17 protein-coding genes and 1 pseudogene are annotated in these 21937 nt (G+C 62.5%); 6 read left to right on the top strand and 12 right to left on the bottom strand.

Annotated features, from left to right (window positions below; translation table 11 throughout):
• Nucleotides 1-60: 60 nt before the first annotated feature.
• The 5 genes from HWV67_RS13980 to HWV67_RS13960 all read right to left on the bottom strand — a co-directional run bounded on the left by HWV67_RS13980 (nucleotide 61) and on the right by HWV67_RS13960 (nucleotide 6526).
• Nucleotides 61-2253 (bottom strand): autotransporter outer membrane beta-barrel domain-containing protein, encoded by a 2193-nt coding sequence (locus tag HWV67_RS13980; RefSeq protein ID WP_256680113.1) that lies wholly within the window; start codon nucleotides 2251-2253, stop codon nucleotides 61-63.
• 247 nt (nucleotides 2254-2500) lie between these two features.
• The gene (locus HWV67_RS13975) at nucleotides 2501-4450 is read right to left on the bottom strand and encodes a hypothetical protein (protein WP_175651643.1); all 1950 of its coding nucleotides are present in this window, start codon (nucleotides 4448-4450) and stop codon (nucleotides 2501-2503) included.
• Nucleotides 4451-4682: 232 nt separating this feature from the next.
• Nucleotides 4683-5138 (bottom strand): phosphohistidine phosphatase SixA, encoded by a 456-nt coding sequence (gene sixA, locus HWV67_RS13970; RefSeq protein WP_175651642.1) that lies wholly within the window; start codon nucleotides 5136-5138, stop codon nucleotides 4683-4685.
• The gene (locus HWV67_RS13965) at nucleotides 5135-5482 is read right to left on the bottom strand and encodes a DUF4389 domain-containing protein (protein WP_175651641.1); all 348 of its coding nucleotides are present in this window, start codon (nucleotides 5480-5482) and stop codon (nucleotides 5135-5137) included. The genes sixA and HWV67_RS13965 overlap by 4 nt, the downstream gene beginning before the upstream one ends.
• Before the next feature lie 18 nt (nucleotides 5483-5500).
• Entirely contained in the window at nucleotides 5501-6526 is a 1026-nt protein-coding gene (locus HWV67_RS13960; protein WP_175651640.1) for an NAD(P)H-dependent glycerol-3-phosphate dehydrogenase, read from the bottom strand.
• A 99-nt stretch (nucleotides 6527-6625) separates the two neighbouring features.
• Between HWV67_RS13960 and HWV67_RS13955 the strand changes: the two are divergent.
• The 5 genes and pseudogenes from HWV67_RS13955 to fabB all read left to right on the top strand — a co-directional run bounded on the left by HWV67_RS13955 (nucleotide 6626) and on the right by fabB (nucleotide 13536).
• Nucleotides 6626-8769, top strand: a pseudogene (locus HWV67_RS13955) (TonB-dependent receptor plug domain-containing protein).
• Entirely contained in the window at nucleotides 8769-9662 is an 894-nt protein-coding gene (locus tag HWV67_RS13950; protein ID WP_175651639.1) for an ABC transporter substrate-binding protein, read from the top strand. Before HWV67_RS13955 ends, HWV67_RS13950 begins: the two are co-directional and overlap by 1 nt.
• Entirely contained in the window at nucleotides 9659-11584 is a 1926-nt protein-coding gene (locus HWV67_RS13945) for a response regulator (protein WP_175651638.1), read from the top strand. Before HWV67_RS13950 ends, HWV67_RS13945 begins: the two co-directional genes overlap by 4 nt.
• 204 nt (nucleotides 11585-11788) lie before the next feature.
• Complete coding sequence (fabA, locus tag HWV67_RS13940; RefSeq protein ID WP_095157108.1) at nucleotides 11789-12304, top strand: 3-hydroxyacyl-[acyl-carrier-protein] dehydratase FabA; 516 nt, start codon at nucleotides 11789-11791, stop codon at nucleotides 12302-12304.
• 11 nt (nucleotides 12305-12315) lie between these two features.
• Complete coding sequence (gene fabB / locus HWV67_RS13935; RefSeq protein WP_095157107.1) at nucleotides 12316-13536, top strand: beta-ketoacyl-ACP synthase I; 1221 nt, start codon at nucleotides 12316-12318, stop codon at nucleotides 13534-13536.
• Nucleotides 13537-13627: 91 nt separating this feature from the next.
• On the opposite strand, the gene HWV67_RS13930 is transcribed toward fabB, so the two are convergent.
• The 3 genes from HWV67_RS13930 to HWV67_RS13920 form a co-directional block, all read right to left on the bottom strand.
• Nucleotides 13628-15253, bottom strand: coding sequence for a methyl-accepting chemotaxis protein (locus HWV67_RS13930; protein ID WP_175651637.1), 1626 nt, complete (start codon nucleotides 15251-15253; stop codon nucleotides 13628-13630).
• A 137-nt stretch (nucleotides 15254-15390) separates the two neighbouring features.
• A complete protein-coding gene (locus HWV67_RS13925; protein ID WP_095157105.1) occupies nucleotides 15391-15855 on the bottom strand; it encodes a DUF3859 domain-containing protein in 465 nt (154 codons plus the stop codon).
• 69 nt (nucleotides 15856-15924) lie between these two features.
• Nucleotides 15925-16929: an amidohydrolase family protein gene (locus tag HWV67_RS13920; RefSeq protein ID WP_175651636.1), complete on the bottom strand. Its 1005-nt coding sequence runs from the start codon at nucleotides 16927-16929 to the stop codon at nucleotides 15925-15927.
• A gap of 106 nt (nucleotides 16930-17035) precedes the next feature.
• Here HWV67_RS13920 and HWV67_RS13915 point away from each other — a divergent pair, with 106 nt between their 5' ends.
• The gene (locus HWV67_RS13915) at nucleotides 17036-17896 is read left to right on the top strand and encodes a pirin family protein (RefSeq protein WP_175651635.1); all 861 of its coding nucleotides are present in this window, start codon (nucleotides 17036-17038) and stop codon (nucleotides 17894-17896) included.
• A gap of 44 nt (nucleotides 17897-17940) precedes the next feature.
• Here the strand turns inward: HWV67_RS13915 and HWV67_RS13910 are convergent, their stop codons facing one another.
• The 4 genes from HWV67_RS13910 to HWV67_RS13895 form a co-directional block, all read right to left on the bottom strand.
• Complete coding sequence (locus tag HWV67_RS13910; protein WP_175651634.1) at nucleotides 17941-18666, bottom strand: dienelactone hydrolase family protein; 726 nt, start codon at nucleotides 18664-18666, stop codon at nucleotides 17941-17943.
• A 188-nt stretch (nucleotides 18667-18854) separates the two neighbouring features.
• Nucleotides 18855-20759: a molecular chaperone HtpG gene (gene htpG / locus HWV67_RS13905; RefSeq protein WP_175651633.1), complete on the bottom strand. Its 1905-nt coding sequence runs from the start codon at nucleotides 20757-20759 to the stop codon at nucleotides 18855-18857.
• A gap of 109 nt (nucleotides 20760-20868) precedes the next feature.
• A complete protein-coding gene (locus HWV67_RS13900) occupies nucleotides 20869-21330 on the bottom strand; it encodes a PaaI family thioesterase (RefSeq protein WP_175651632.1) in 462 nt (153 codons plus the stop codon).
• Complete coding sequence (locus tag HWV67_RS13895) at nucleotides 21327-21803, bottom strand: PaaI family thioesterase (protein WP_175651631.1); 477 nt, start codon at nucleotides 21801-21803, stop codon at nucleotides 21327-21329. The genes HWV67_RS13900 and HWV67_RS13895 overlap by 4 nt, the downstream gene beginning before the upstream one ends.
• Between the last annotated feature and the right edge of the window lie 134 nt (nucleotides 21804-21937).

Below are 21937 nucleotides of genomic sequence, written 5' to 3'. Positions count from 1 at the left end.
GCAAAAAAAGGCCGGAGCCCAATGCCTTCAAGGGCACCGGGCTCCGGCCTTCAAGGTTGCTTACCAGTTGTAGCGAACGCCGAAATTGGCACCCCAGGGTTGCTCGATCGTTTCGCCATTGCTGTAGTCGAAGTCCGCATGCACAGCGATGCGATTGGTCAGCGACAACGCGATGCCCGCGCCCAGTTCACCGCGCGAGCCGGACAGGTCGTTGTCGAAGCGGTTGTCGTTGACCTCGACCTCGTTGCCGTTGACGAACTCATGGGCCAACGCTGCGCGGACATAGGGCTGAACCCGCATCTGGTTGCTCATGAGAATGTCACGGCCGGCCGTCACACCGACCTTGCCGAGCAGCGAACGACTGCGGTCGCCGTCCACCTGCATGCCGTTGTCCAGGTCGTAGCTCTGCCCCTGGATGAGCGCGCCGACCAACTGGCCATAGGGCTCGACGAACCAGTCGTCGTTCAGCTTGATATGCCGACCGGCTTCCACCGAGGCCGTGACCGCGCCATTGTCGAAATCGCCCTTGGCCGTGGCGCCGTCGCTCAAGTGCACATCGGCCTGGTTCTGGAAGCGGTTGAATTTCAGCACGCCATCGACGTAGTAGCCGGACTCCGGTTGCAGCCAGGTGCTGTAGACACCCGCGTAGTAACTGTCGATCTTGCCGGAGGTGCCGCGACTCATGTCCAGGTCGGAGGTGCTGTAGCCGCCGAGCAGGCCGATCAGCCACTGGCCGTCGCCGTAGGGCAGCGGCGCATCGACACCGAACGCAAGTCCCTGCTGCACCTGGCTGTAGCTGCTGCCCTGGGCAGACACGTTGAACTTGTTGCCGTAGGTGCGCATCCAGCCGCCGGCCTTGCTGTCGTTCATGCGGATCTCGCCCATGCGGCTGCGCAGAGTGCTCAGTTCGCCGTAGAGCACGGTCGGGCCGGCTTCGAAAATGGCCAGCGCGGTGCGGGCGCCAGGGCTGATCTTGCGGGTGCTGGCATCGAGGTACCATTTGTTGCCGTCCTGGGCCAGGCCGTAAGACCAGGTACCCAGGTCCACTTCACCGCCCAACAAGGCGAACTGCGCATTGCCGCCGGCGATTTCCACCAGTAACAGGCGGGCGTCGGAGAGCGGGTCGGCGCCGCTGCTGTGCACCAGGATTTCATGATTGCCGTCGGCGACACCGGTCACCTCGAGTTTGTCGGACAGGCCTTGGGAAAAGTCAGCCTCCATTTCGAAAATGCCGTTGCCCGAAAGGTTTTCTACCGACAGGGTGTAGAAGTCGCCCGGGTTGCCGAACTTGATGCTGCCACCGCTGCCCATTTCCAGGTTCTGCACGGTCGAGTCCTCGACCATCACCCATTGCGCCGCGCTGTTGACGCTCAGTGCCTCGACGTTCTCGAGCCGCCCGGTCAGTACCGAGCCGTTGAGCAGGTTGACGGCACCCGTGCTGCCCTCCTCCACGACCACATCGCCCGTGAGTACGCTGCTGGACACGTTGAACGTCGCACTGCCGTTACCGGCCACCTGCAGCAGCACGCCGTCGGCACCTTGCAGTTGCGAGCCATTGTTGACGTTGATGGTGGCCTGCGGATCGCCCGCGATACCGTTGACCAGAATGGCCGCGCCGCTTTCGCCGATCACCGTGCTGTTGTCCAGAGTGAGGTTACCGAGGCCGGTGCCAGTCGACTCGCCGAAGATCTGCACACCATTCTCCGCGCCCCGGATGATCGTGCCATTGCTGGCCATGACTGTACCGGTAAACATGCGCAGGCCGTCCTGGGTGGTGCCGGTAACTTGCGCGTTACTCAACTGCAGGACGCTGTCCATCGAAACCGAAGCTCCGGTCGCCCCGGTAATGACTGTGCCTGTCACCGAAGCGGTGGATCCGGTGCCCGAACCGTTGACTCGGGCCAGCAGCAGGCCGGTTGCGTCGGCAGTAATCGACCCGCCAATGATCGTCGCGTGGCTGTTGCTCAGCCAGACGCCGTCCTGACCTGTCCCGGCCTTGATAGTCGTACCATTGAGATTGACGGAGGAGCCATTTCGCGCGGTGATGTCCTGCCCGCTGCCGCGGGTCATGTTCAGTACCGCCTGGTTTTTCATGTTGATCGGCTCGGCGATGTCACGGTCGATCGAGTTGAATGTCCGGTTGTCCAGCTCAAGCGCCATTGCCTGCTGTCCTGCGAACAGCAACGGTGCGAAATACATGAGCTTGCGGGCAAATGGCAAACGGCGCGAAACAAACGCTGACGAGCTATCCATGAACATATCCTTCACTGGTTGGGGTTCGACCGTCAGGCGCACTGCTGAATGACCAACGCCCCTTCCGGAAAAGCCCGAAAGAATAAGTACCAACTGCTCGAATATATGTAGGGCTTTTCAACACAGACCATGGGTCAAGTCGACAGTCCTCCTGTCGCAATCAGCAACAACAGCACGACCAGGTCTTTCCTGTAACACCTGATCGCACCATCGTTATTGCCTGCTCACTGTCCGCTCAGCGGACCTGTCATGGCATCGGACACTGAAGGTTGACCCCGATGTATTCCACCGCCGTCTGCGACGCGACAAGTTCACCGCCCGCAATCAGGCGAAAATGTGCACTGGAAAGCCCGACGCCATTGGTTGTCTGGGTATAAGCGGGCAGGATGCGTGTTTCGTAGGGCTGAACGAAGATATCGACGCCATTGGCCTCATGGGAGGCATCAAGGATGACTTGGGCAGTGAATTCGGTATTCGGAACTATCCCCCCCTCACCGTCCTCCAGCCATTCGGTCACCCACCAGTCCAGGGTCACTTCCACACCGGCCTTGAGGTATTTGCCATCAGGCGCGATATGAACGAAGAAACCATGCTCGCCGTTGTGGCTGCGAATCGAAGAGCAGTTCAGGACTTTAAGGCCATCCACGCCTGAATAAATATGCGGGAACGTAGGAGCCGGGAAGCTGATGACTTCGACCAGCACCTCAACGCGGGTGACTGCTGATTTCTGGTGGTTGACTTCAGCCAGGTCAGTGATCAGGTAATGAACGGGCAGGTCCGTACGGTTGCCGGTCTGCTCGATCCACGCCCATGGGATGGTCATTTCCACTATGTCCCCAGGCACGTCACCCGGTTTGACATCGTAAAATTCGGGAATCCGCACCCCATTCCAGTAAAGCCAGATCATGTCGCCCGCTTTGGCCGAGTCGTAAAGGGGAATGTAGGCCGTGGCGTCATTTCCGTTGTCACTCTGGATCAGCTTGTTGTCCTGCCCCGATTCGCCCCTGACTACTACCGCCGGCAGGCTGGGGTTGACGGGATCAGGTGCCGCAGGATTCTCTGGCCCGACCACTTCGAAGTTGACTTGAAACTCTGTAGTCAGCGGTGCTCCCGGGAATGACAGGCTGCCGCGTTTCACCTCATAGCTCACCACAACAGGCTGAGCGCCCCCGGTGTTGAAATCGTAGAGATCTCTCATCACCGACCACGGCACTTGCACTGTCAGCGGGAAGCTCGGTGACGGGCCCAGTGGATACTCTTCCAGCGCCGTCGTGCCCCACTTCACTTGAATAAGGTCGCCGTTCTTGCCGCCATCGAACTGCGGAATCTCCACCACGACGCCAAGAAACGCGTCATCACGGTCGATGCCATCGCCCAAGGCCAGCGGTACTACCGGATCCTGAAGGTTACTCGGCAGCGCGCCCAAGGCTACCGATACCTTGGTTGGGTAGGAGACCCGGCTGAGGTTTCCGGCCCTGTCCCTGATGATGTACAGGGCATACCAGTCACCATCACCTGCCGCAGCCAGAAATTCCCGAGTGAGCTTGAAGTCCATGACCGTGTCCAGCTCGATCATGCCATCGATAGGGATATCGCCCACGTCGTCCGGTACTTCTCTGAGCCAGAACAGAAAGGCGGAATCACCTGGCTCTTTGTCAGCGTACGCGGTGATGGTTGCCAACAGTTCCCCTTGATTCTCATCGAGCCAGGCGTCCGTGATCACGGCAGCTTCGAGCGTCAGCGCAACAGGGGACTCAAGGTCGTAAGGTGGCGTGGTGTCCAGTCTCAACGGGAGGTCTTGCGAGACCAGGTCGGAGTTATCCCAGGTACTCACTTCATAACCGAGCAGCCTGCGGCCCTCAATGAAGTTCTCGACTGGAATGAACAGCTCCAAGGGAAAAATAGCGTCCCTGGGTACCGTCTGTTCAAGAATTGTCAGGTACTGGCCGGTCCCCTGCTGGGCCCAGCGCAGCGTTAACGTTTCCGAAAACCCCGGAGGAAAGGGCCCGACGCGCCAGGTCGGGATGGTGACTTTCAGCGGATTGGCGAGCACAGAGGCCAGAATCAGGCCATCGGGATCGCCGGGGATGATATCCGGCACGGTGGGTGCCGCTATCTCGTTCCGGCTGTCCATCAGCTTGCGCCGGTAATCCGAACGCACCTGCTGCGCGGTGGTGAGTGGATTGAAAATGTTCATGGTTGTTTCTCCTTGGGGTTTCGCCGTCTGCACCTGCAACGCATTCCTGGTGGGGTGACTGGAGGCACTAATGGACGCCGACACAGGCGAGTGCCTTGACCGGCGACTGCATGACGACGAGTAAACGCCAAAGACCCAAGGCCCGAAACTGACAAAAATGCTAGGTAGCGCGCCCACGCGACGCCGTGAAACACGGCATCGGTGGGCTACAGCGGAGAGAGGAGAAAGGCGATCAGGCGTGGCGCAAATTACGCAGATTCATCAGCCCAGCCAGCGGGAAGTCACCTTCCAGCTCCGCCAGGCTCGCGGTACTCATCGGCGCGCTGTCCTGGCGAGAGCCCTTGGTCAGCAGACCAATCAGTTGCCCCACCAGCGGTTGATGGCTGACCAGCAGAACGTGGTCGAGACCGAGCCCGTCAAGCTCTTCGATGACCCGCAGCGGGTCGCTTTCCGGGGTGAGCCAGGGCACGGTGACCAGCGGCTTGGCGAACCCCAGCGCCTCATGCACCAGCCCGGCCGTCTGCTGGGCGCGGACATAAGGGCTGACCAGGATCGCATCAAGCGGCTGACCCAGCAGGTGCGCGGCGCTGCGCAACACCTGCTGGCGACCATGGGCGGTCAGGTTGCGCTGGTCGTCGCTGCGGGCGTGCGGCTCGGCTTCGCCGTGGCGCAATACCCAAACCTTCACAGCTTCGGCTCTTCGTCACGCACCGGATGGGCCGCAGGTGGCACGCTGTGCGGCGCTTCGCCCTCGGCCGGACGCGGGGTCGGCCAATCGGCGAACGGCCACGGTTTCTGCTCGGTGTGGAAGCTGCCGAAGCGACCGATCTGGGCGAGGAACTGGCTCAGGCTGTCGCCGAAATTCATCAGGCTGCCATTCGGTGCGCCGTAGACCAGGCGGTAGATCAACTGCAACAGCACCAGCACGCCGAGCAGGGTCTGGGCAACCTGCCAGACCAGCAGGAACAGCAGCATCCAGAGAACGCGCAAAACGATCGACTCACGTTGCGCCTGTTTGGGTGACTCACTCATGTCGTGCTCCTGAATCGCTTAATTGAAACCGCTGGTGGAAATGAAATCGACGTCGGTCTTGGGCTCGCCGCGCATCAGCAACTCGATCACCTGGGCGAGGGTCCGCCCTTCGAACAGGATCGCGTGCAACCCGGCCACCAGCGGCATGTAGATCTGCGCCTGCTGCGCCTTGGCCTTGAGCACCTTGAGGGTGTTGACGCCTTCGGCCACCTCGCCCAGGCGGTTGACCGCTTCGTCCAGGCTCAAGCCCTGGCCGAGAGCGTAGCCCACCTGGTAGTTGCGGCTCTTGGGCGAGGAACAGGTGACGATCAGGTCGCCGACGCCGGCAAGGCCGAGGAAAGTCATCGGGTTGGCGCCCTGGCTGACGGCGAACCGGGTCATTTCCGCCAGGGCCCGGGTGATCAGCATACTTTTGGTGTTTTCGCCCATGCCGAGGGCGACCGCCATGCCGGCAATGATCGCGTAGACGTTCTTCAGCGCACCGCCCAGCTCGACACCAAAGCGGTCGGCGCTGGCATAGACGCGGAACGTGCGACCGTGCAGCACGGCCTGGACGCGCTGGCACAGCGCTTCGTCTTCACTGGCGACGACGGTGGCGGTCAGCGCGTGCTCGGCCACTTCCCGCGCAAGGTTCGGCCCGGAAAGCACGCCGATGCGCGCCTTGGGGGCGATCTCTTCGAGGATCTGGCTCATCAGCTTGAAGGTCTGCGCTTCGATGCCCTTGGTCAGGCTGACCAGCATCTTGCCGCCGAGCAATTCGGCATGCGGCGCCAGCACGCTGCGCAGGGCGCTGGACGGCAGCGCGACGAAGATCAGCTCGCTGCCTTGCAGGGTGGAGAGCAGGTCACTGACCGGCTCGACCGCCGGATGGATCTTGATGCCCTTGAGGTAACGCGGGTTTTCGCGGGTGGTGCGCATGGCCTCGGCCTGCTCGGGGTCGCGCATCCATTGCCGTACCCCGATACCGTTTTCGGCCAGCAGGTTCGCCACGGCAGTGCCGAAACTTCCGCCTCCCAGAACCGCAACAGGCTGCTGTTCAGTCATATCCAATCCGTTAAAACCATAAAAAGTGGCGAAGCCAGCATTATACGGAGCGCCGCGACCAGCGCCAGATCACTGGAAAATGCCGGGCGGTCGGTTAACATGCCCGCTTGTCTTTCCGATCAAGGCCGCCTTGTGTCCTCTGGCCCTCGCCCTTCACACCCTTATCTGCTGCTGGCCGCCCTGCTCGGCGGCCCCGCCGTGGCCGACGACCTGTTCATCGACAGCCAGGCGGTGCCGGAAGTTCTGACCGCCACCCGCCTCAAACAATCCCCGGCTGCGGTGCCCGGCAGCATGACTGTGCTCGACAGCGAGCTGATCAAGGCCAGCGGTGCCCGCGATATCCCCGAGCTGCTGCGCCTGGTGCCGGGCATGATGATCGGCTACGGCGCCGGCAACCAGCCGACGGTCAACTACCACGGCAGCAACGTCAACGACGCCCGGCGCATGCAGGTGCTGATCGATGGCCGCTCGGTGTACCGCGCGGGCCTGGCCACCGTGGACTGGAGCGACATTCCGCTGGCCATGGAAGACATCGAGCGCATCGAGGTGTTCCGTGGACCCAACACCGTCAGCTACGGCGCCAACGCGCTGATGGCGGTGGTCAACATCCTCACCCGCAGCCCGGCCGACAGCCATGGCACGCGCCTCAAGATCACCCGTGGCCAACGCGGCATCGACGATTTCTACGCAAGCCAGGGTATCGGCTGGGATGGCGGCGACCTGCGCCTGTCGCTGTCCGGCATGCAGGACGACGGCTTCGACAACAACCTGTCTGGCGCGGACTACCGTGACAGCCGCCGCCTGACCCGCTTCAACATCAGCGCCAGCCACACCCTGGACGCGAGCCAGAGCCTGGACTGGCAGCTCTCGGCAAAAGAAGGCAGCGACCAACGCCCCTACACCTACAAGCCGGTGTTCTATGGCATCACCGACAACGGCGACAACTCCGACGTCAACGCCAAGGACTACGCCGGTTCGCTGCGCTGGAACATCGATTTCAGCCCGCAGCACAGCCTGTACGTCCAGGGCTCGGCCCAGCACTGGGACCGCCAGCAGGTGTGCGCGCCTGCGATGCAGCGATTTCCTTCAGCCAGGAGCTCACCCGGCTCTGGCAGTTGAACCCCAACTACACCGAGCAACTGGCGCGCAACATCACCGCGCCGATTCCACGCGGCACCAACGAAGAACAGCGCCTGGCCGGCATCGTCAAGCAACAGTGGGAGAACGGCGGCAAACAGCCGGTCTGTGGCGACATCGACCAGAGCACCCGCGAAACCCGCTACGACCTGGAAATCCAGGACACCCTGAGCCTCACCGACAACCTGCGCCTGCTCAGCGGAGTCAATTACCGCTACGACCGTGCCAACTCGCAGACCTACTTCAACGGCAGCCTCGATGACCAGACCTGGCGCCTGTTCGGCCAGCTCGAATGGCGGGCCGACGAGCACTGGATCGTCCAGGGCGGCGCGATGTACGAGTATTCGCAACTGGCGGGCGACTCGCTGACCCCGCGCATGGCGGTCAACTACCTGATTACCCCGCGCCACGGCCTGCGCGCGGTGTACTCCGAAGCCGTGCGCTCGGCGGACATGTTCGAGAACAACGTCAACTGGAGCTACCGGGTCACCAACCTCAATCCTCCCGCCCTTGGCCAGGGCACCGGCGAATACTTCGTCAAGACCCGTGGCCCCGGCAACCTCGACCAGGAACGCATGCGCTCGCGGGAGCTGGGCTACAACGGCTATTTCGCCGAAGTGGACCTGAGCGTCGACTTCAAGCTGTTCTACGACGAAATCAGCGGGATGATCAGCGAGCCGCTGCGCAACAACCAGTACATCGCCAGCAACAGCAACAACGCCCGCTTCACCGGCAGCGAAACCCAACTGGACTGGCGCCTGGGCACCGCCGACCGCGTGCGCCTGACCTACGCTTACGTCGACGCCCAGGCCAGCAACCCCGACGACCAGCGCCTGACCGCCAGCAACAGCGGTTCGGCCGGCTGGATGCACGACTTTGGGCGGGGCTGGTCGAGCGCCCTCTTCTATTACGGGGACGATGCACTGAACCAGTACCGTTTCGAGCGGGTCGATCTGCGCGTGGCCAAACGTTTCGCCCTGCCCCGCGCCAGCCTGGAGCTGGCCGGCACCTTGCAACAGCGCCTTGACGATGAGCCCCTGACCAAAGCCGACAACCGCTACGACAGCCGGCACCTGCTGTATTTCAGCGCGGAGCTGGAATTCTGATGCGCAGGTTGCGGCGCTGCCTGTTGCTGGTCCTGCTGTGGCCTCTGGCATCGCTCGCTGCCGGCGAAATTCTGCTCACCGGCGCTCAAGACAACGACAGCGTGCGCGACTTCGTCGAAGCACTGGCCGCGCGGCGCCCGGCGGACACCGTGCGCTTCATCCCGATCGAACAACTGCCCGCCCCCGGCCAGGTCAAAACCGGCACGCGGCTGATCCTGCTCGATCTGCCCGCACTGGACTGGCGCCTGCGCGAGCCGGCTGGCCCACCGGCGCTGGTGCTGCGTATCAGCCGGGTCCAGGCCTATCAGCGCCTGGGCGATCTGCGCCCGCCTTACCTCAGCCTGCTGTGGAGCGATCCGCCGCTGCCTCGGCAATTGCAGTTGATCCGCTACCTGCTGCCGCAAGCGCGGCGGGTGGGCGTGCTTTACAGCGAACACAGCCAGTTTCTGCTCGATGAACTGCGCCATGCCGCCCAGCCACTGGGCCTGGAAATCGACGCACAGCCGTGGCCCGACCTGAAGGACAACCGGCCCTTGCAGGCCCTGCTGCGGGACACCGATGTCCTGCTGGGCCTCGACGACCCTCAGCTCTACAACCCGAAGACCGCGAAAAACCTGCTGCTCAGCAGCTACGCCCGGCAGATGGCGCTGATCGGCCCCAACGCCGGCTTCGTCCGCGCCGGCGCCCTGGCCAGTACTTACAGCGACCAGAACGATTGGCTCGCGGTGCTCGACCACCTGCTCGACAAGCCTGCGGACCAATGGCCGCGCACGCATTACCCGGAATATTTCAGCGTTTCCGGCAACCAGCAGGTCGCCCGGGCCCTGGGCGTCGAGGCAATCGACCCTGATGCCGCCAGCCAGGCCGTGGCCGCAGGAGAATCCACCCGATGAAAGCCGTGAGTTGGGACATCAGCACCCGCACCCAGATCATCAGCCTCGGCCCGGCCCTGGTGCTGACGCTGCTGCTGATCAGTTTTTTCACCTTTGTGCGTATCCAGGACCTGCGTCAGGAGCTGAACCACACCGGTCAGTTGATCGCCAACCAGTTGGCACCGGCCTCGGAATACGGGGTGATCGCCGGCAACGACGAAGTGCTGGAAAGCCTGATGCGCGCCACCCTGACCATTCCCCATGTGCGTTTCCTGGAAGTGCAGGACAACGCCAATCACATCCTGGTGTACGTCGAGCAGCCCGATGAACACGTCAACCGCGCCCAACAGGTCGAAGTGTTCCAGGCACCGATCCGCCTGCAACGGATCAACCTCGACGCCGATTTCCTGCAAGAAGGGGAAGAACCGCCGAGCATCATCGCGGACGACTACCTGGGCCGGGTGATCGTCGGCATGTCCAATGACGCCTTCAGCCAGCGCCAGCAGGAGATCGTGATCAAGGCCGGGATCCTCGCGCTGTTCGCCCTGCTCTTCACCTTCCTTCTGGCCCGGCGCCTGGCGCGCAGCCTGTCGGAGCCGATCCGCGACATGGGGCATGCAGTCAAGGCGATCCAGAAAGGCGACTTCAACACCCCGCTGCCAGAGGTCGATGACAGCGAACTGGGGCACCTGGCCCGGCACATCAACAACCTCGCCAGCGGTCTGGCCCAGGCCTCCCGCGAGCAGGAACAAGCCATGGCGCAGATGACCCAGGCGCGCGAAGAAGCCGAGCAGGCGAACAAGGCCAAGTCGGAATTCCTGGCGATGATGAGCCACGAACTGCGCACCCCGATGAACGGCGTGCTGGGCATGCTGCAACTGCTGCAAACCACCGAATTGAGCGACGAACAGACCGACTACACCAGCGTCGCCAGCGAGTCCACCGGGCACCTGCTCAAGGTCATCAACGACATCCTCGACTTCTCCCGCATCGAGCGCACCGCGCTGGAGCTGGAGCACATCGACTTCAACCTCGCCGAACTGATCGGCAACAGCGTGCAGTCGTTCCTGCACACCGCCCAGCAGCGCAACCTGACGCTGGAGCTGGAAATGCCGGAGAGCATGGAACCGCTCCAGGTGAGCGGCGACCCGACCCGTATCCGCCAGGTGCTGGTCAACCTGATCGGCAACGCCCTCAAGTTCACCGAAGCGGGCCGCGTCCAGGTCATTCCGCGCTGGCAGATCCTCGACCGGCAACTGATCTGGTTCACCTGCGCCGTGCGCGACACCGGCATCGGCATCGACAATTCGCGCCTGGAAACCATGTTCGTCGCCTTCCAGCAGGCCGACAGCTCGATTTCCCGCCGCTACGGCGGTACCGGGCTGGGCCTGTCCATCGCCCGTAACCTGGCCGAACGCATGGGCGGCAGCCTGCGTGCCGAAAGCCGCGTGGGCGTGGGCTCGACCTTCACCCTGGAAATGCCGCTGACATTGCAGGCGCGCCCGGCGCTGCTGGCCATCGCCGCCACTACGGCGCCGAACGACGCCGAGGGCCAGTCGGTTCTGCTGGTGGAAGACAACCCGGTGAACCAGACGGTGATCCAGGCCATGCTGCGCAGCCTGGGCTTCGAGGTGTTTACTGCGGGGGACGGCGCCCAGGCCATCAGCCTGGTGGCACGGCAACCGTTCGCGGCGGTGTTGATGGATTGCCGGCTGCCGATCGTCGATGGCTACGAAGCGACCCGGCGAATCCGCCAGATGCCGCAGGGTCGTGACCTGCCGATCATCGCCCTGACGGCCAATGCCTTGCAGGGTGATCGGGAGCGCTGTCTGGAGGCGGGAATGAACGACTACCTGACAAAGCCGTTCAAACGTAATGATCTACAGCAGATTCTGCAGCGTTGGCTGCCCGGTCAGGCAGTCGTGACTGGCGATAAATGCTAAATTGCGGCAGTCTTAGAGGCCGGAAGTGGCCTAAGAAAGGTCTGTCGGAAAAATTTCAGTGCACAAGTGTACATCTTCGTCCCTTGTGCTGTGACTTTCACTACAACGCAATAGTCTATGGGTAGGCTACCGCCCAAGGCCGAAAGGTCTGGGTCGGTCGGGAAGATTCGCCCCTTGCCGCACGGGGACTATTGAGGAGCTCGCATGACCAAACAAAACGCCTTTACTCGGGAAGACCTGCTGCGCTGCAGTCGCGGTGAGCTGTTCGGCCCAGGTAACGCGCAACTGCCCGCCCCCAACATGCTGATGGTGGATCGCATCACCCACATCAGCGAAGAGGGTGGCAAGTACGGCAAAGGTGAGTTGGTCGCCGAGCTGGATATCACTCCGGACCTGTGGTTCTTCGCCTGCCACTTCGAAGGCGATCCGGTAATGCCGGGCTGCCTGGGCCTCGACGCCATGTGGCAACTGGTCGGCTTCTTCCTCGGCTGGCAAGGTCTGCCGGGCCGCGGCCGCGCGCTGGGCTCGGGCGAAGTGAAGTTCTTCGGCCAGGTACTGCCGACGGCGAAGAAGGTTACCTACAACATCCATATCAAGCGCGTCCTGAAGGGCAAGCTGAACATGGCCATCGCCGATGGTTCGGTCAGCGTTGACGGTCGCGAGATCTACACCGCCGAAGGCCTTCGCGTCGGTGTATTCACTTCCACTGAAAATTTCTAAGGGTTATTCGCATGCGCCGCGTCGTAATCACAGGTCTGGGCATCGTTTCTTGCCTGGGCAATGACAAAGAGACCGTCTCCGAAAACCTGCGTAAAAGCCGTCCGGGCATCCGTTTCAACCCGGAATACAAGGAAATGGGGCTGCGCAGCCAGGTTTCCGGCTCCATCGACCTGAACCTCGAAGAACTGATCGACCGCAAGGTCTACCGCTTCGTTGGTCACGCCGCTGCCTACGCCTACCTGGCGATGCAGGACGCGATCAAGGACTCCGGCCTGACCGAAGAGCAGGTTTCCAACCCGCGTACCGGCCTGGTTGCCGGCTCCGGCGGCGCTTCGACCCTGAACCAGATGGAAGCGCTGGACACCCTGCGCGAGAAAGGCGTCAAGCGCGTCGGCCCGTACCGTGTCACCCGCACCATGGGCAGCACCGTTTCGGCGTGCCTGGCCACTCCGTTCAAGATCAAGGGCATCAACTACTCGATCTCCTCGGCCTGCGCGACGTCTGCACACTGCATCGGCACCGCCATGGAGCAGATCCAGTGGGGCAAGCAGGACATCGTCTTCGCCGGCGGCGGTGAAGAAGAGCATTGGAGCCAGTCGTTCCTGTTCGACGCCATGGGCGCCCTGTCCACCAAGCGCAACGAAACCCCTGAGCTGGCCTCCCGCGCCTACGACGCCGACCGTGATGGCTTCGTCATCGCTGGCGGTGGCGGCATGGTCGTCGTGGAAGAGCTGGAACACGCTCTGGCCCGCGGCGCCAAGATCTACGCGGAAATCGTCGGCTACGGCGCCACTTCCGATGGCTACGACATGGTCGCTCCAAGCGGCGAAGGCGCAATCCGCTGCATGGAACAGGCGCTGTCCACCGTCGACACCCCGATCGACTACCTGAACACCCACGGCACCTCGACCCCGGTCGGCGACGTCGCGGAAATGAAAGGTGTGCGTCACGTGTTCGGCGACAAGGCTCCGGCCATCAGCTCCACCAAGAGCCTGTCGGGTCACTCCCTGGGCGCCGCTGGCGTTCACGAAGCGATCTACTGCCTGCTGATGATGGAAGGCAAGTTCATTGCCGGCTCCGCCAACATCGACGAGCTGGACCCGGAAGTCGCCGACCTGCCGGTCCTGCGCGAAACCCGCGAAAACGCCAAGATCGATACCGTGATGAGCAACAGCTTCGGTTTCGGCGGCACCAACGCCACCCTCGTGCTCAAGCGCTGGGAAGGCAAGTAAGGGCTGACGCTCTTGCATGAAAAACGCCCCGACTGGTTCGGGGCGTTTTTCATTTTGAGGACCGGATTTTTGGGTTGCGGTCAGCCCCCCCCTACACCGAAAACCGCCCCACCAACGCATTCAGCTCCACCGCCAACTGCGACAACGCCTGACTCGCCTCCACCGTCTGGCTGGCCCCCGCCGAACTCTGCAACGCCAGGTCGCGAATATTGGTCAGGTTGCGGTCCACTTCCCGCGCCACCGCCGCCTGCTGCTCCGACGCACTGGCGATCACCAGGTTGCGTTCATTGATCCGGCTGATGGCCTGAGCGATTTCCTCCAGCGCCTCTCCGGCGGCATGCGCGCCGTCCAGCGTGTGGCGTGCCCGCTCGCGGGTCTGCTGCATGCCACCCACCGCCCGGTCGCTGCCCTGCTGGATGCCATCGATCATCTGCTCGATTTCCCGGGTCGATTGCTGGGTGCGATGGGCCAGCGCCCGCACCTCGTCGGCCACCACGGCGAAACCGCGCCCGGCATCACCCGCCCGCGCCGCCTCGATCGCAGCGTTGAGCGCCAGCAGATTGGTCTGTTCGGCAATCGAGCCAATCACGTCCAGCACCTTGGAAATGCCGTGCACCCGCTCCGCCAGTTGCCCGACTTCATCAGCGTTGGTGCTGACACCCGCCGCCAGCTCCTCGATGGACACCACCGTCAGGCGCACCTGCTCACGCCCCTGACGGGCGATGCGATCGGACTCCTGGGAAGCCTGTGAGGTCGCCACGGCGTTGCTGGCCACCTCCTCCACCGCCGCGGTCATCTGGTTGACTGCGGTCGCCGCCTGCTCGATTTCCTGGGTCTGCTGCTGCAGGCCGCGGGTCGCGTCCTCGGTCACCGCGCTAAGCTCCTCGGAGGCCGAGGCCAGTTGATTGGACGAGTCGGAGATCCGCCCGATGGTGTCACGCAGGCTTTGCTGCATGGTCTTGAGCGCCACCAGCAGACGCGCCGGCTCATCCTTACCGTTGATGGTGATCTGCGGGGTCAGGTCGCCGGTGGCAACCACCTCGGCGACCTGCAGCGACTGCGCGAGCGGATGGACGATGCTGCGGGTCAGCACCAGGGCCAGCACCACGGTCAGGACCAGCGCACCGAGCAACAGGGTAATCACCCAGAAGCGCGCCCCGACGTACACCGTCTGTGCCAGATCGGTGGCGACGTTGGCGTAGTGGTTATTGAGATCGATCAGTTCATTCAGCGTCGCGGTCAGGGTGTCGGCCAACTGGTTCATCTCACCATTGACCACCTCCACCGCCGCCTCGACCCGCCCCTGGGACGCCTCGCTCATCACCTGCCCCTGCAAGACGAAGTACTGTTTCTGCAGCTCCAGGTAGCGGTCGAACAGCGTGCGCTCCTCCGGCAGCACGATCAGTGCGTCGTAGGTCTTTTGCGCCTTGGCGAGATTTTCTTTGAGGGTTTCGATGCGGGAAATGTTTTGCTGCTGCGCCTTGGGGTCACGATTCACCAGTAGCCGCAAGGTCAAGGCGCGCACCCGCAGCATGTCCTGGCTCATCTGCCCGACGTTGATCACGCTGGGCAACCAGTTGTTCTCCACCTGGTCGGACTGCTCGCGCATGCTCGCCATCTGCGACAGCGCGAATGTCCCCAGGGCAATCACCAACAGCGCCAACAGGCCGAACCCCAATCCGGCCCGGGGCGCTATGTTCAAGCTTCTCAGACTCATCGAACGGTTCCTTCCGCAAGCGCTGCTCAGGTCTGCAGCCGACATGCTTAGACGGTATCGGGCCGTTGGAGTTTTGCGTAAGAAGAATTGGTGATATCAAAACGCCTAATGATTGCCGGAACAGCAGCGGGCGGAACTCAGCGAACTGTAAATTGCTTCTCCGCGAGCAGGCGGTCGCCCTGGAACACCATGAAATGCCAGGTGCCCGGCACCGCTTCGTGGTGCTCGGTAAACTCATAGGCCATCACGTCCATCGCGGCGCCCGGCACCAGTTTCTGCACCACTTCGAACTTGTCGTGGCGCTTGCCATCGGGGGTGACAATACCGGGGGTCAGATACAGCAGTGTCAGCGGGGTGTCCTCGGCGGTTTTGCCTTCCAGCCGGTAGCGGATGCCAAATTTGCTGCCCAATTTGGCCGGAACCTCATCTGTCGACTGGATGGTCTGGCTGTTCATGGTCAGCACCCGCTCGCCCGGCTGGGCGTTTTGCAGCTTGGTTTCGAACACGCCATATTCAACCGGTCCCTGCACCCGCACCTCGGCACTGGCAACGCCTGCGATGCACATCAGCCCGACCAGGGCGCTCAAACGGCTAGTCAACATACTGCGCTTCCTCTGTAGTGGATCGCGGCAGACTATGACTCGGGCATGACAGGCTGATGACAATCCCGCTCAACGCGGTTTCGGCAACACCGCGAGGAAGTTTTCCCGCGCGACTTTGCGCGCGATGCCTTCGGGCAGCGCGTCGAGAAACGGATCGAAACCGTGCAATTGCTCACCCAGTCTGCCGAAACGTCCGACCACGTCGGAGCCAAGCATGAAACGCTCGGGAAAGCGCTCCACCAGCGCCAGCCACTGGCGGTCAGGCGTGCCCTGCTCATCCAGCAGATAAGGTTGCAGGACGCTCCAGGACAGATCGACATAAAGGTTGGGATAGGTCTCCAGCAGGCGTTCCAGGGTCGGCAGGAGAAAATCCATCCGCGTCTGGTGGCGATGGATCTCCAGGCTGCTGCCGGCATGGGCCCAGATGAAGCGTGTGTGCGGATGATTGCGCAGCGGCTCCTCGATCTCCGCCAGGTACAGCGGGTTGCGCTCGCGCTTGGAGGTGATGTTGGAGTGGAGCAGCACCGGCATGTCCTGCTCGGCGGCCAGGTGGTAGATCCGCGTCATCGCCTCGTTGTTGGCCCGTGGCGTGTCGCCGCTGGTCAGCGCGGTGAGGTCGTCGTGCCGGGTGAACACCTCGCCGATGCCCTGCCAGAGGCCGGGATGCAGTTCCAGCATGCGCTCGATATGGGCCACGGCATTCTTGTCCACCGGATTGAAGCCGGACAGGAAAGGGTGAAAACGCTTGCGTTGCTCCGGGGTGAGTTTTTGCAACGCCGCCGCCACGTAGATATCCGTGGCGCTGTACCAATAGGCATCGGCGTCGTCACCCGCGTAGTAACGCGGGCGCTTGGGTTCGTCTTCGTGCCACTTCTTGGCCACCGGGATGCCGCTGATCATCGCCTGGTCGATCCGCGCCTTGTCCATCGCCTCCAGCAGTGCCGGCATGCCCTCGCTTTCCTGAAAGAAATCGACGTAGTGCAGGTGCGCGTCGCTGTAGTGGTACTCACGCGCCTCGGCCCCGGCGATCAGCAGCCCGCTCAGCATGAATCCACTCAGGTGTCTTGCGAGCATTCCCACGCTCCTTTGCCATTCTTCGGACAGGGTAGACAGCAGGCCTCTCCCCGGGGTTCGGCGGTCGGGCTATGCTAGGCCCATCCGTTTCGGCCTGGAGCCCCGCATGACCTCGCCCCTGGTAATCCGTCCCCGCGCTGAGTCGGTGGAAGGCCAGCCCATCCTGCGCCCGCTGCCGTCGGCAAAATGCCGTAGCGTCGGGCCCTTCGTGTTCTTCGACCACATGCTGCAAACCACCTACGCCCCGGGCCATGGCATGGATATCCGCCAGCACCCGCATATCGGCCTGTCGACCCTGACTTACCTGTTCGAAGGCGAGCTGCTGCACAAGGACAGCCTCGGTTCGCATCAGCGGGTCCGGCCCGGCGAGGTGAGCTGGATGACCGCTGGCGCCGCCATCGCCCACGTCGAACGCACCCCGGCCGATCTGCTGGAAACGGGCTCGCGGCTGCATGGGCTGCAAGTCTGGCTGGCGTCGCCGAAGTCCGCGGAACAAGGTGCCGGCCACTACAGCCATCACACGGCCGACAGCCTGCCGACCAGTGATGCATTGGGCGTGAAGATCCGTATGATCGCGGGCAGCGGCTTCTGCCTTGAATCACCGGTGCCGGTGCTCTCCCCCACCCTTTACGCCGAGGTGCGGATGCAGGCGGCGACTACGCTGTGCGTACCCACGGAGCATCAGCAGCGGGCGGTGTATGTGCTGGCCGGGGAAGTACAACTGAACGATGAACGACTGGAGCCCGCCACGCTGGTGGTCTTGCCGGAGGGAGAGGAAGCAAGCCTGTACGCCGAGAGCGAAAGCCATCTGGTGGTGTTCGGCGGCGCGCCGCTGGATGGGCCAAGGCGGATGAACTGGAATTTTGTCGCGAGTGATCCGGCGCTGATTGAGAACGCCCGGGAAAAATGGGCGGCCGGGGATTGGCCGGTGGTCGAGGGGGAGACCGGGAGAATCGAGCTGCCTTGAGTCTGCATCGCTGCGGTTCGGGGCGCCGAACCGCAGCGATCACGTCAGGCCTTGAACACTTCGTCCAACAGGTTGTGCATCGCATGGAATGCCCGCTTGGACGTGCGCGCGTCGTACTTCATCTTGCCCGGCACATTGGCTGCCGGGTCAGTGAAGGAATGCACTGCGCCGCCGTAGCTGAGCAACTGCCAGTCGACGCCGGCAGCATTCATTTCCGCCTCGAACGCCGGCAACTGCTCGCGCGGCACCAACGGATCCGACGCACCGTGCAACACCAGCACCGAGCCCTTGATGTTGCGGGCATCCTCGGCGTTCGGCGTGTCCAGCGTGCCGTGGAACGACACGGCAGCACTCAGTGGCGCGCCATCGCGGGCCAGTTCCAGCGCGCAGCAACCGCCGAAACAGAAACCGAACGCCGCCAGCTTGCCGGGCGTCAGCACCGCCTTCGACTGCCCAAGCAGCTGGGCCAGAGCGCCCTGCATGCGTTTGCGCAACTCGGCACGGTCGTTTTTCAGCGGCATCATCGCCGCCCCCGCCTCATCCGCATTCTGTGGCCGTACCGACTGACCGTAGAGGTCGGCGATCAACACCACATAACCTTGCTCGGCCACGGCCTTGGCGATGCGCTCGGCGCCTTCGCTGATACCCATCCAGTTCGGCGCCATCACCAACCCGGGCTGCTGCAACGCACCATGGGTGTAGACCAGACGGCTTTCATAGGCTTTGCCGGCGATGTGGTAAACCAGCGACTCGATTGTCACCTTGCTCATTCAATCCTCCTTGCACCATGAAAAAAGCCCGCCGAGGCGTAGTGCCTGTCAGTTAAAGCGATTGGGGCCCTTCGCGAGCTCGCTCCTACAGGTTCAGTGTCGATTCTGTAGGAGCGAGCTTGCTCGCGAAGGCCCCAACTGCCCTAACTGACTGGCATCACGCCGAGGCGGGCTTTTCCAACACTAGATCAAACCGAGAGTTCGACCAGCAGTTTGTTCAAGCGGCGAACATAGGCCGCCGGGTCTTTCAGACTATCGCCCGCAGCCAGTGCAGCCTGATCGAAGAGGATGTGCGAGAAGTCGGCGAAACGGTCTTCGCTCTGCTCGTGATCCAGTTTCTCGATCAGCGGGTGGCTCGGGTTGAATTCGAAGATCGGCTTGGAATCCGGCACCTTCTGCCCGCTGGCTTCGAGGATCTGGCGCATTTGCAGGCCCAGGTCCTGTTCACCGATGGCCAGGATCGCCGGCGAGTCGGTCAGGCGGTGCGAGACGCGCACTTCACTGACGCTGTCACCCAGCGCGGCCTTGAGGCGTTCCACCAGGCCTTCCTTGTCCTTGGCGACTTCTTCCTGGGCTTTCTTGTCCTCCTCGGAGTCCAGCTTGCCCAGGTCCAGGTCGCCGCGGGCGACATCGACAAAGCCCTTGCCGTCGAAATCGCTCAGGTAGCTCATCAGCCACTCGTCGATACGGTCGGTCAGCAGCAGCACTTCGATGCCTTTCTTGCGGAAGACTTCAAGGTGCGGGCTGTTCTTGACCTGCGCGTAGGACTCGCCGGTGAGGAAGTAGATCTTGTCCTGACCTTCCTTGGCGCGCGCCAGGTAGTCAGCCAGGGACACGCTCTGCTCGCCGCTGTCGTCGCCAGTGGAGGCAAAGCGCAGCAGGCCGGCGATCTTCTCCTTGTTGGCGAAGTCTTCCGCCGGGCCTTCCTTCAGCACCTGGCCGAAGTTCTTCCAGAACGACTTGTACTGCTCAGGCTCGTTCTTCGCCAGCTTCTCCAGCATGTCCAGGACACGCTTGGTCAGCGCCGATTTCATCGAGTCGATGATCGGGTCTTTCTGCAGGATCTCACGGGAGACGTTCAGCGACAGGTCGTTCGAATCGACCACACCCTTGATGAAGCGCAGGTACAGCGGCAGGAAGGATTCCGCCTGGTCCATGATGAACACGCGCTGCACATACAGCTTCAGGCCGCGTGGCGCTTCGCGCTGGTACAGGTCGAACGGCGCGCGGGCCGGGACGTACAGCAGCGAGTTGTATTCCAGCTTGCCTTCGACCTTGTTGTGGCTCCAGGCCAGCGGGTTCTCGAAATCGTGGCCGATGTGCTTGTAGAACTCCTGGTATTCCTCGTCCTTGATCTCGGTACGCGGACGGGTCCACAGGGCGCTGGCGCGGTTGACGGTTTCCCATTCTTCGGCCGGTGCTTCTTCACCCTCGGCAACTTCGACCTGCTTCGGCAGCTCGATCGGCAGGGCGATGTGGTCGGAATATTTCTTGATGACGTTGCGCAGACGCCAGCCATCGGCGAACTCGGTTTCGTCTTTTTTCAGGTGCAGGACGATGCGGGTACCGCGCTCGGCTTTTTCGACGGTGGCAACTTCGAAATCACCCTCGCCCTTCGACGACCAGTGCACGCCCTCGGCGGCCGGCAGGCCGGCGCGGCGGCTGAATACGTCAACCTTGTCGGCGACGATGAACGCCGAATAGAAGCCCACACCGAACTGGCCGATCAGGTGCGAATCTTTCTTCTGGTCGCCGGTGAGGTTTTTCATGAAGTCGGCGGTGCCGGACTTGGCGATGGTGCCCAGGTGCGCGATCACGTCTTCGCGGCTCATGCCGATGCCGTTGTCTTCGAGGGTGACGGTACCGGCATCCTTGTCGAAGCTGACGCGGATTTTCAGGTCCGCGCCGCCTTCCAGCAGCTCAGGCTTGGACAGCGCTTCGAAACGCAGTTTGTCCACGGCGTCGGAGGCGTTGGAAATCAGCTCCCGGAGGAAGATTTCCTTGTTCGAGTACAGCGAGTGGATCATGAGGTGCAGCAGTTGCTTCACCTCGGTCTGGAAGCCCAGGGTTTCTTTTTGTGACTCCACGCTCATGGTCTTCAAAACTCCGATCTGATGGCATTGGTCACGCTGGCTGACGGGCCCGAAGGCACTCGCCCGGCCTTGCGTGGCGGGATGAACAGCAGATGGGGGACGCACCGGGCTATTTCAAGGGCGCGGTCAGCTCTTTGATCTTGAAGTGCGCGCGGGCAGTGGCGATCGGCTCGCTTGGATCGGTCTGCCAGGCGGTAATCGCCACGTTGGTTACCCGCCGCCCCTGGCGCCACAACTGGCAGCGCGCGTAGGTGTCGCGGAAATATCCGGCACGCAGGTAGTCGATGGAGAAGTCGATGATTTTCGGCACGCTCGCACTCTCGCTGAAGATCAGCAGGTAGAGCGCCGCAGACAATTCCATGAAGCCGGCGATCACGCCGCCGTGGATCGCCGGCAGCAAGGGGTTGCCGATATTGTCCGGGTTGGCCGGCAGGCGAAACAGCAGGTCATCGCCGTCGCGACTGCATTGGATGCCGATCAGCCCGGCATAAGGAATGAATTGCAGCAGCTGCGAGTAATCGCCCCGGGCATGGGCTTCGCGCAGTTGAGCGTGGATATCGGTCGGGATCATTGCGTACCCTCCTTCAACTTGCGGGAGAAGCCCAGGCCGCCCTTGATGTCCTTGCCCAGGCGCATATAAGTGCCGACCACCTCGGCGATCGGTTGCGCGGGATCGTCCTGGTAGGCGGTGCCACGGATGAAGATCACATCGCGGCTGACCCGATAGCAATGGGCATGGCCGTACACATCCTGATCGGCGACACCCGGGCTCATGTAGTCGATGCGCAGATCGAGGGTCGGGCACACCTCGAATTCAGGCAGCACGCACAGCGTGGCCATCCCGAGCGCGGTGTCCATCAGCGTGGTGATGGCGCCGCCATGGATCGATCCGGTCTGCGGGTTGCCAACAATAGAGGGTGAATAAGGCAGCAGCAGTGTGATGCCTGTGTCGTCCGCGGCTTGAACTTGCATGTTCAGTACCTGGCAGTGGCGCAAGGCGGAAAGGAAGCGCCTGGCACGCCCCATCAACGGCGTTTCATTCATTTCTGGTTATTCCTCGAGCCTTGTGCGGACCTGCATAAGACCAGCAAAAAGTCTATATGGATCCGTAACTTATATATGTGTATGGTGCGCGGAACTTAAACCGGCAGAGACAACTCGAATGGTTTAAGTAAAGT

This window comes from Pseudomonas sp. Marseille-P9899, from assembly GCF_903166565.1.
Taxonomy (GTDB): domain Bacteria; phylum Pseudomonadota; class Gammaproteobacteria; order Pseudomonadales; family Pseudomonadaceae; genus Aquipseudomonas; species Aquipseudomonas huaxiensis.
The sequence above is the reverse complement of the archived record's forward strand: the minus strand, read 5'-3'. Positions and strand labels throughout refer to the sequence as shown.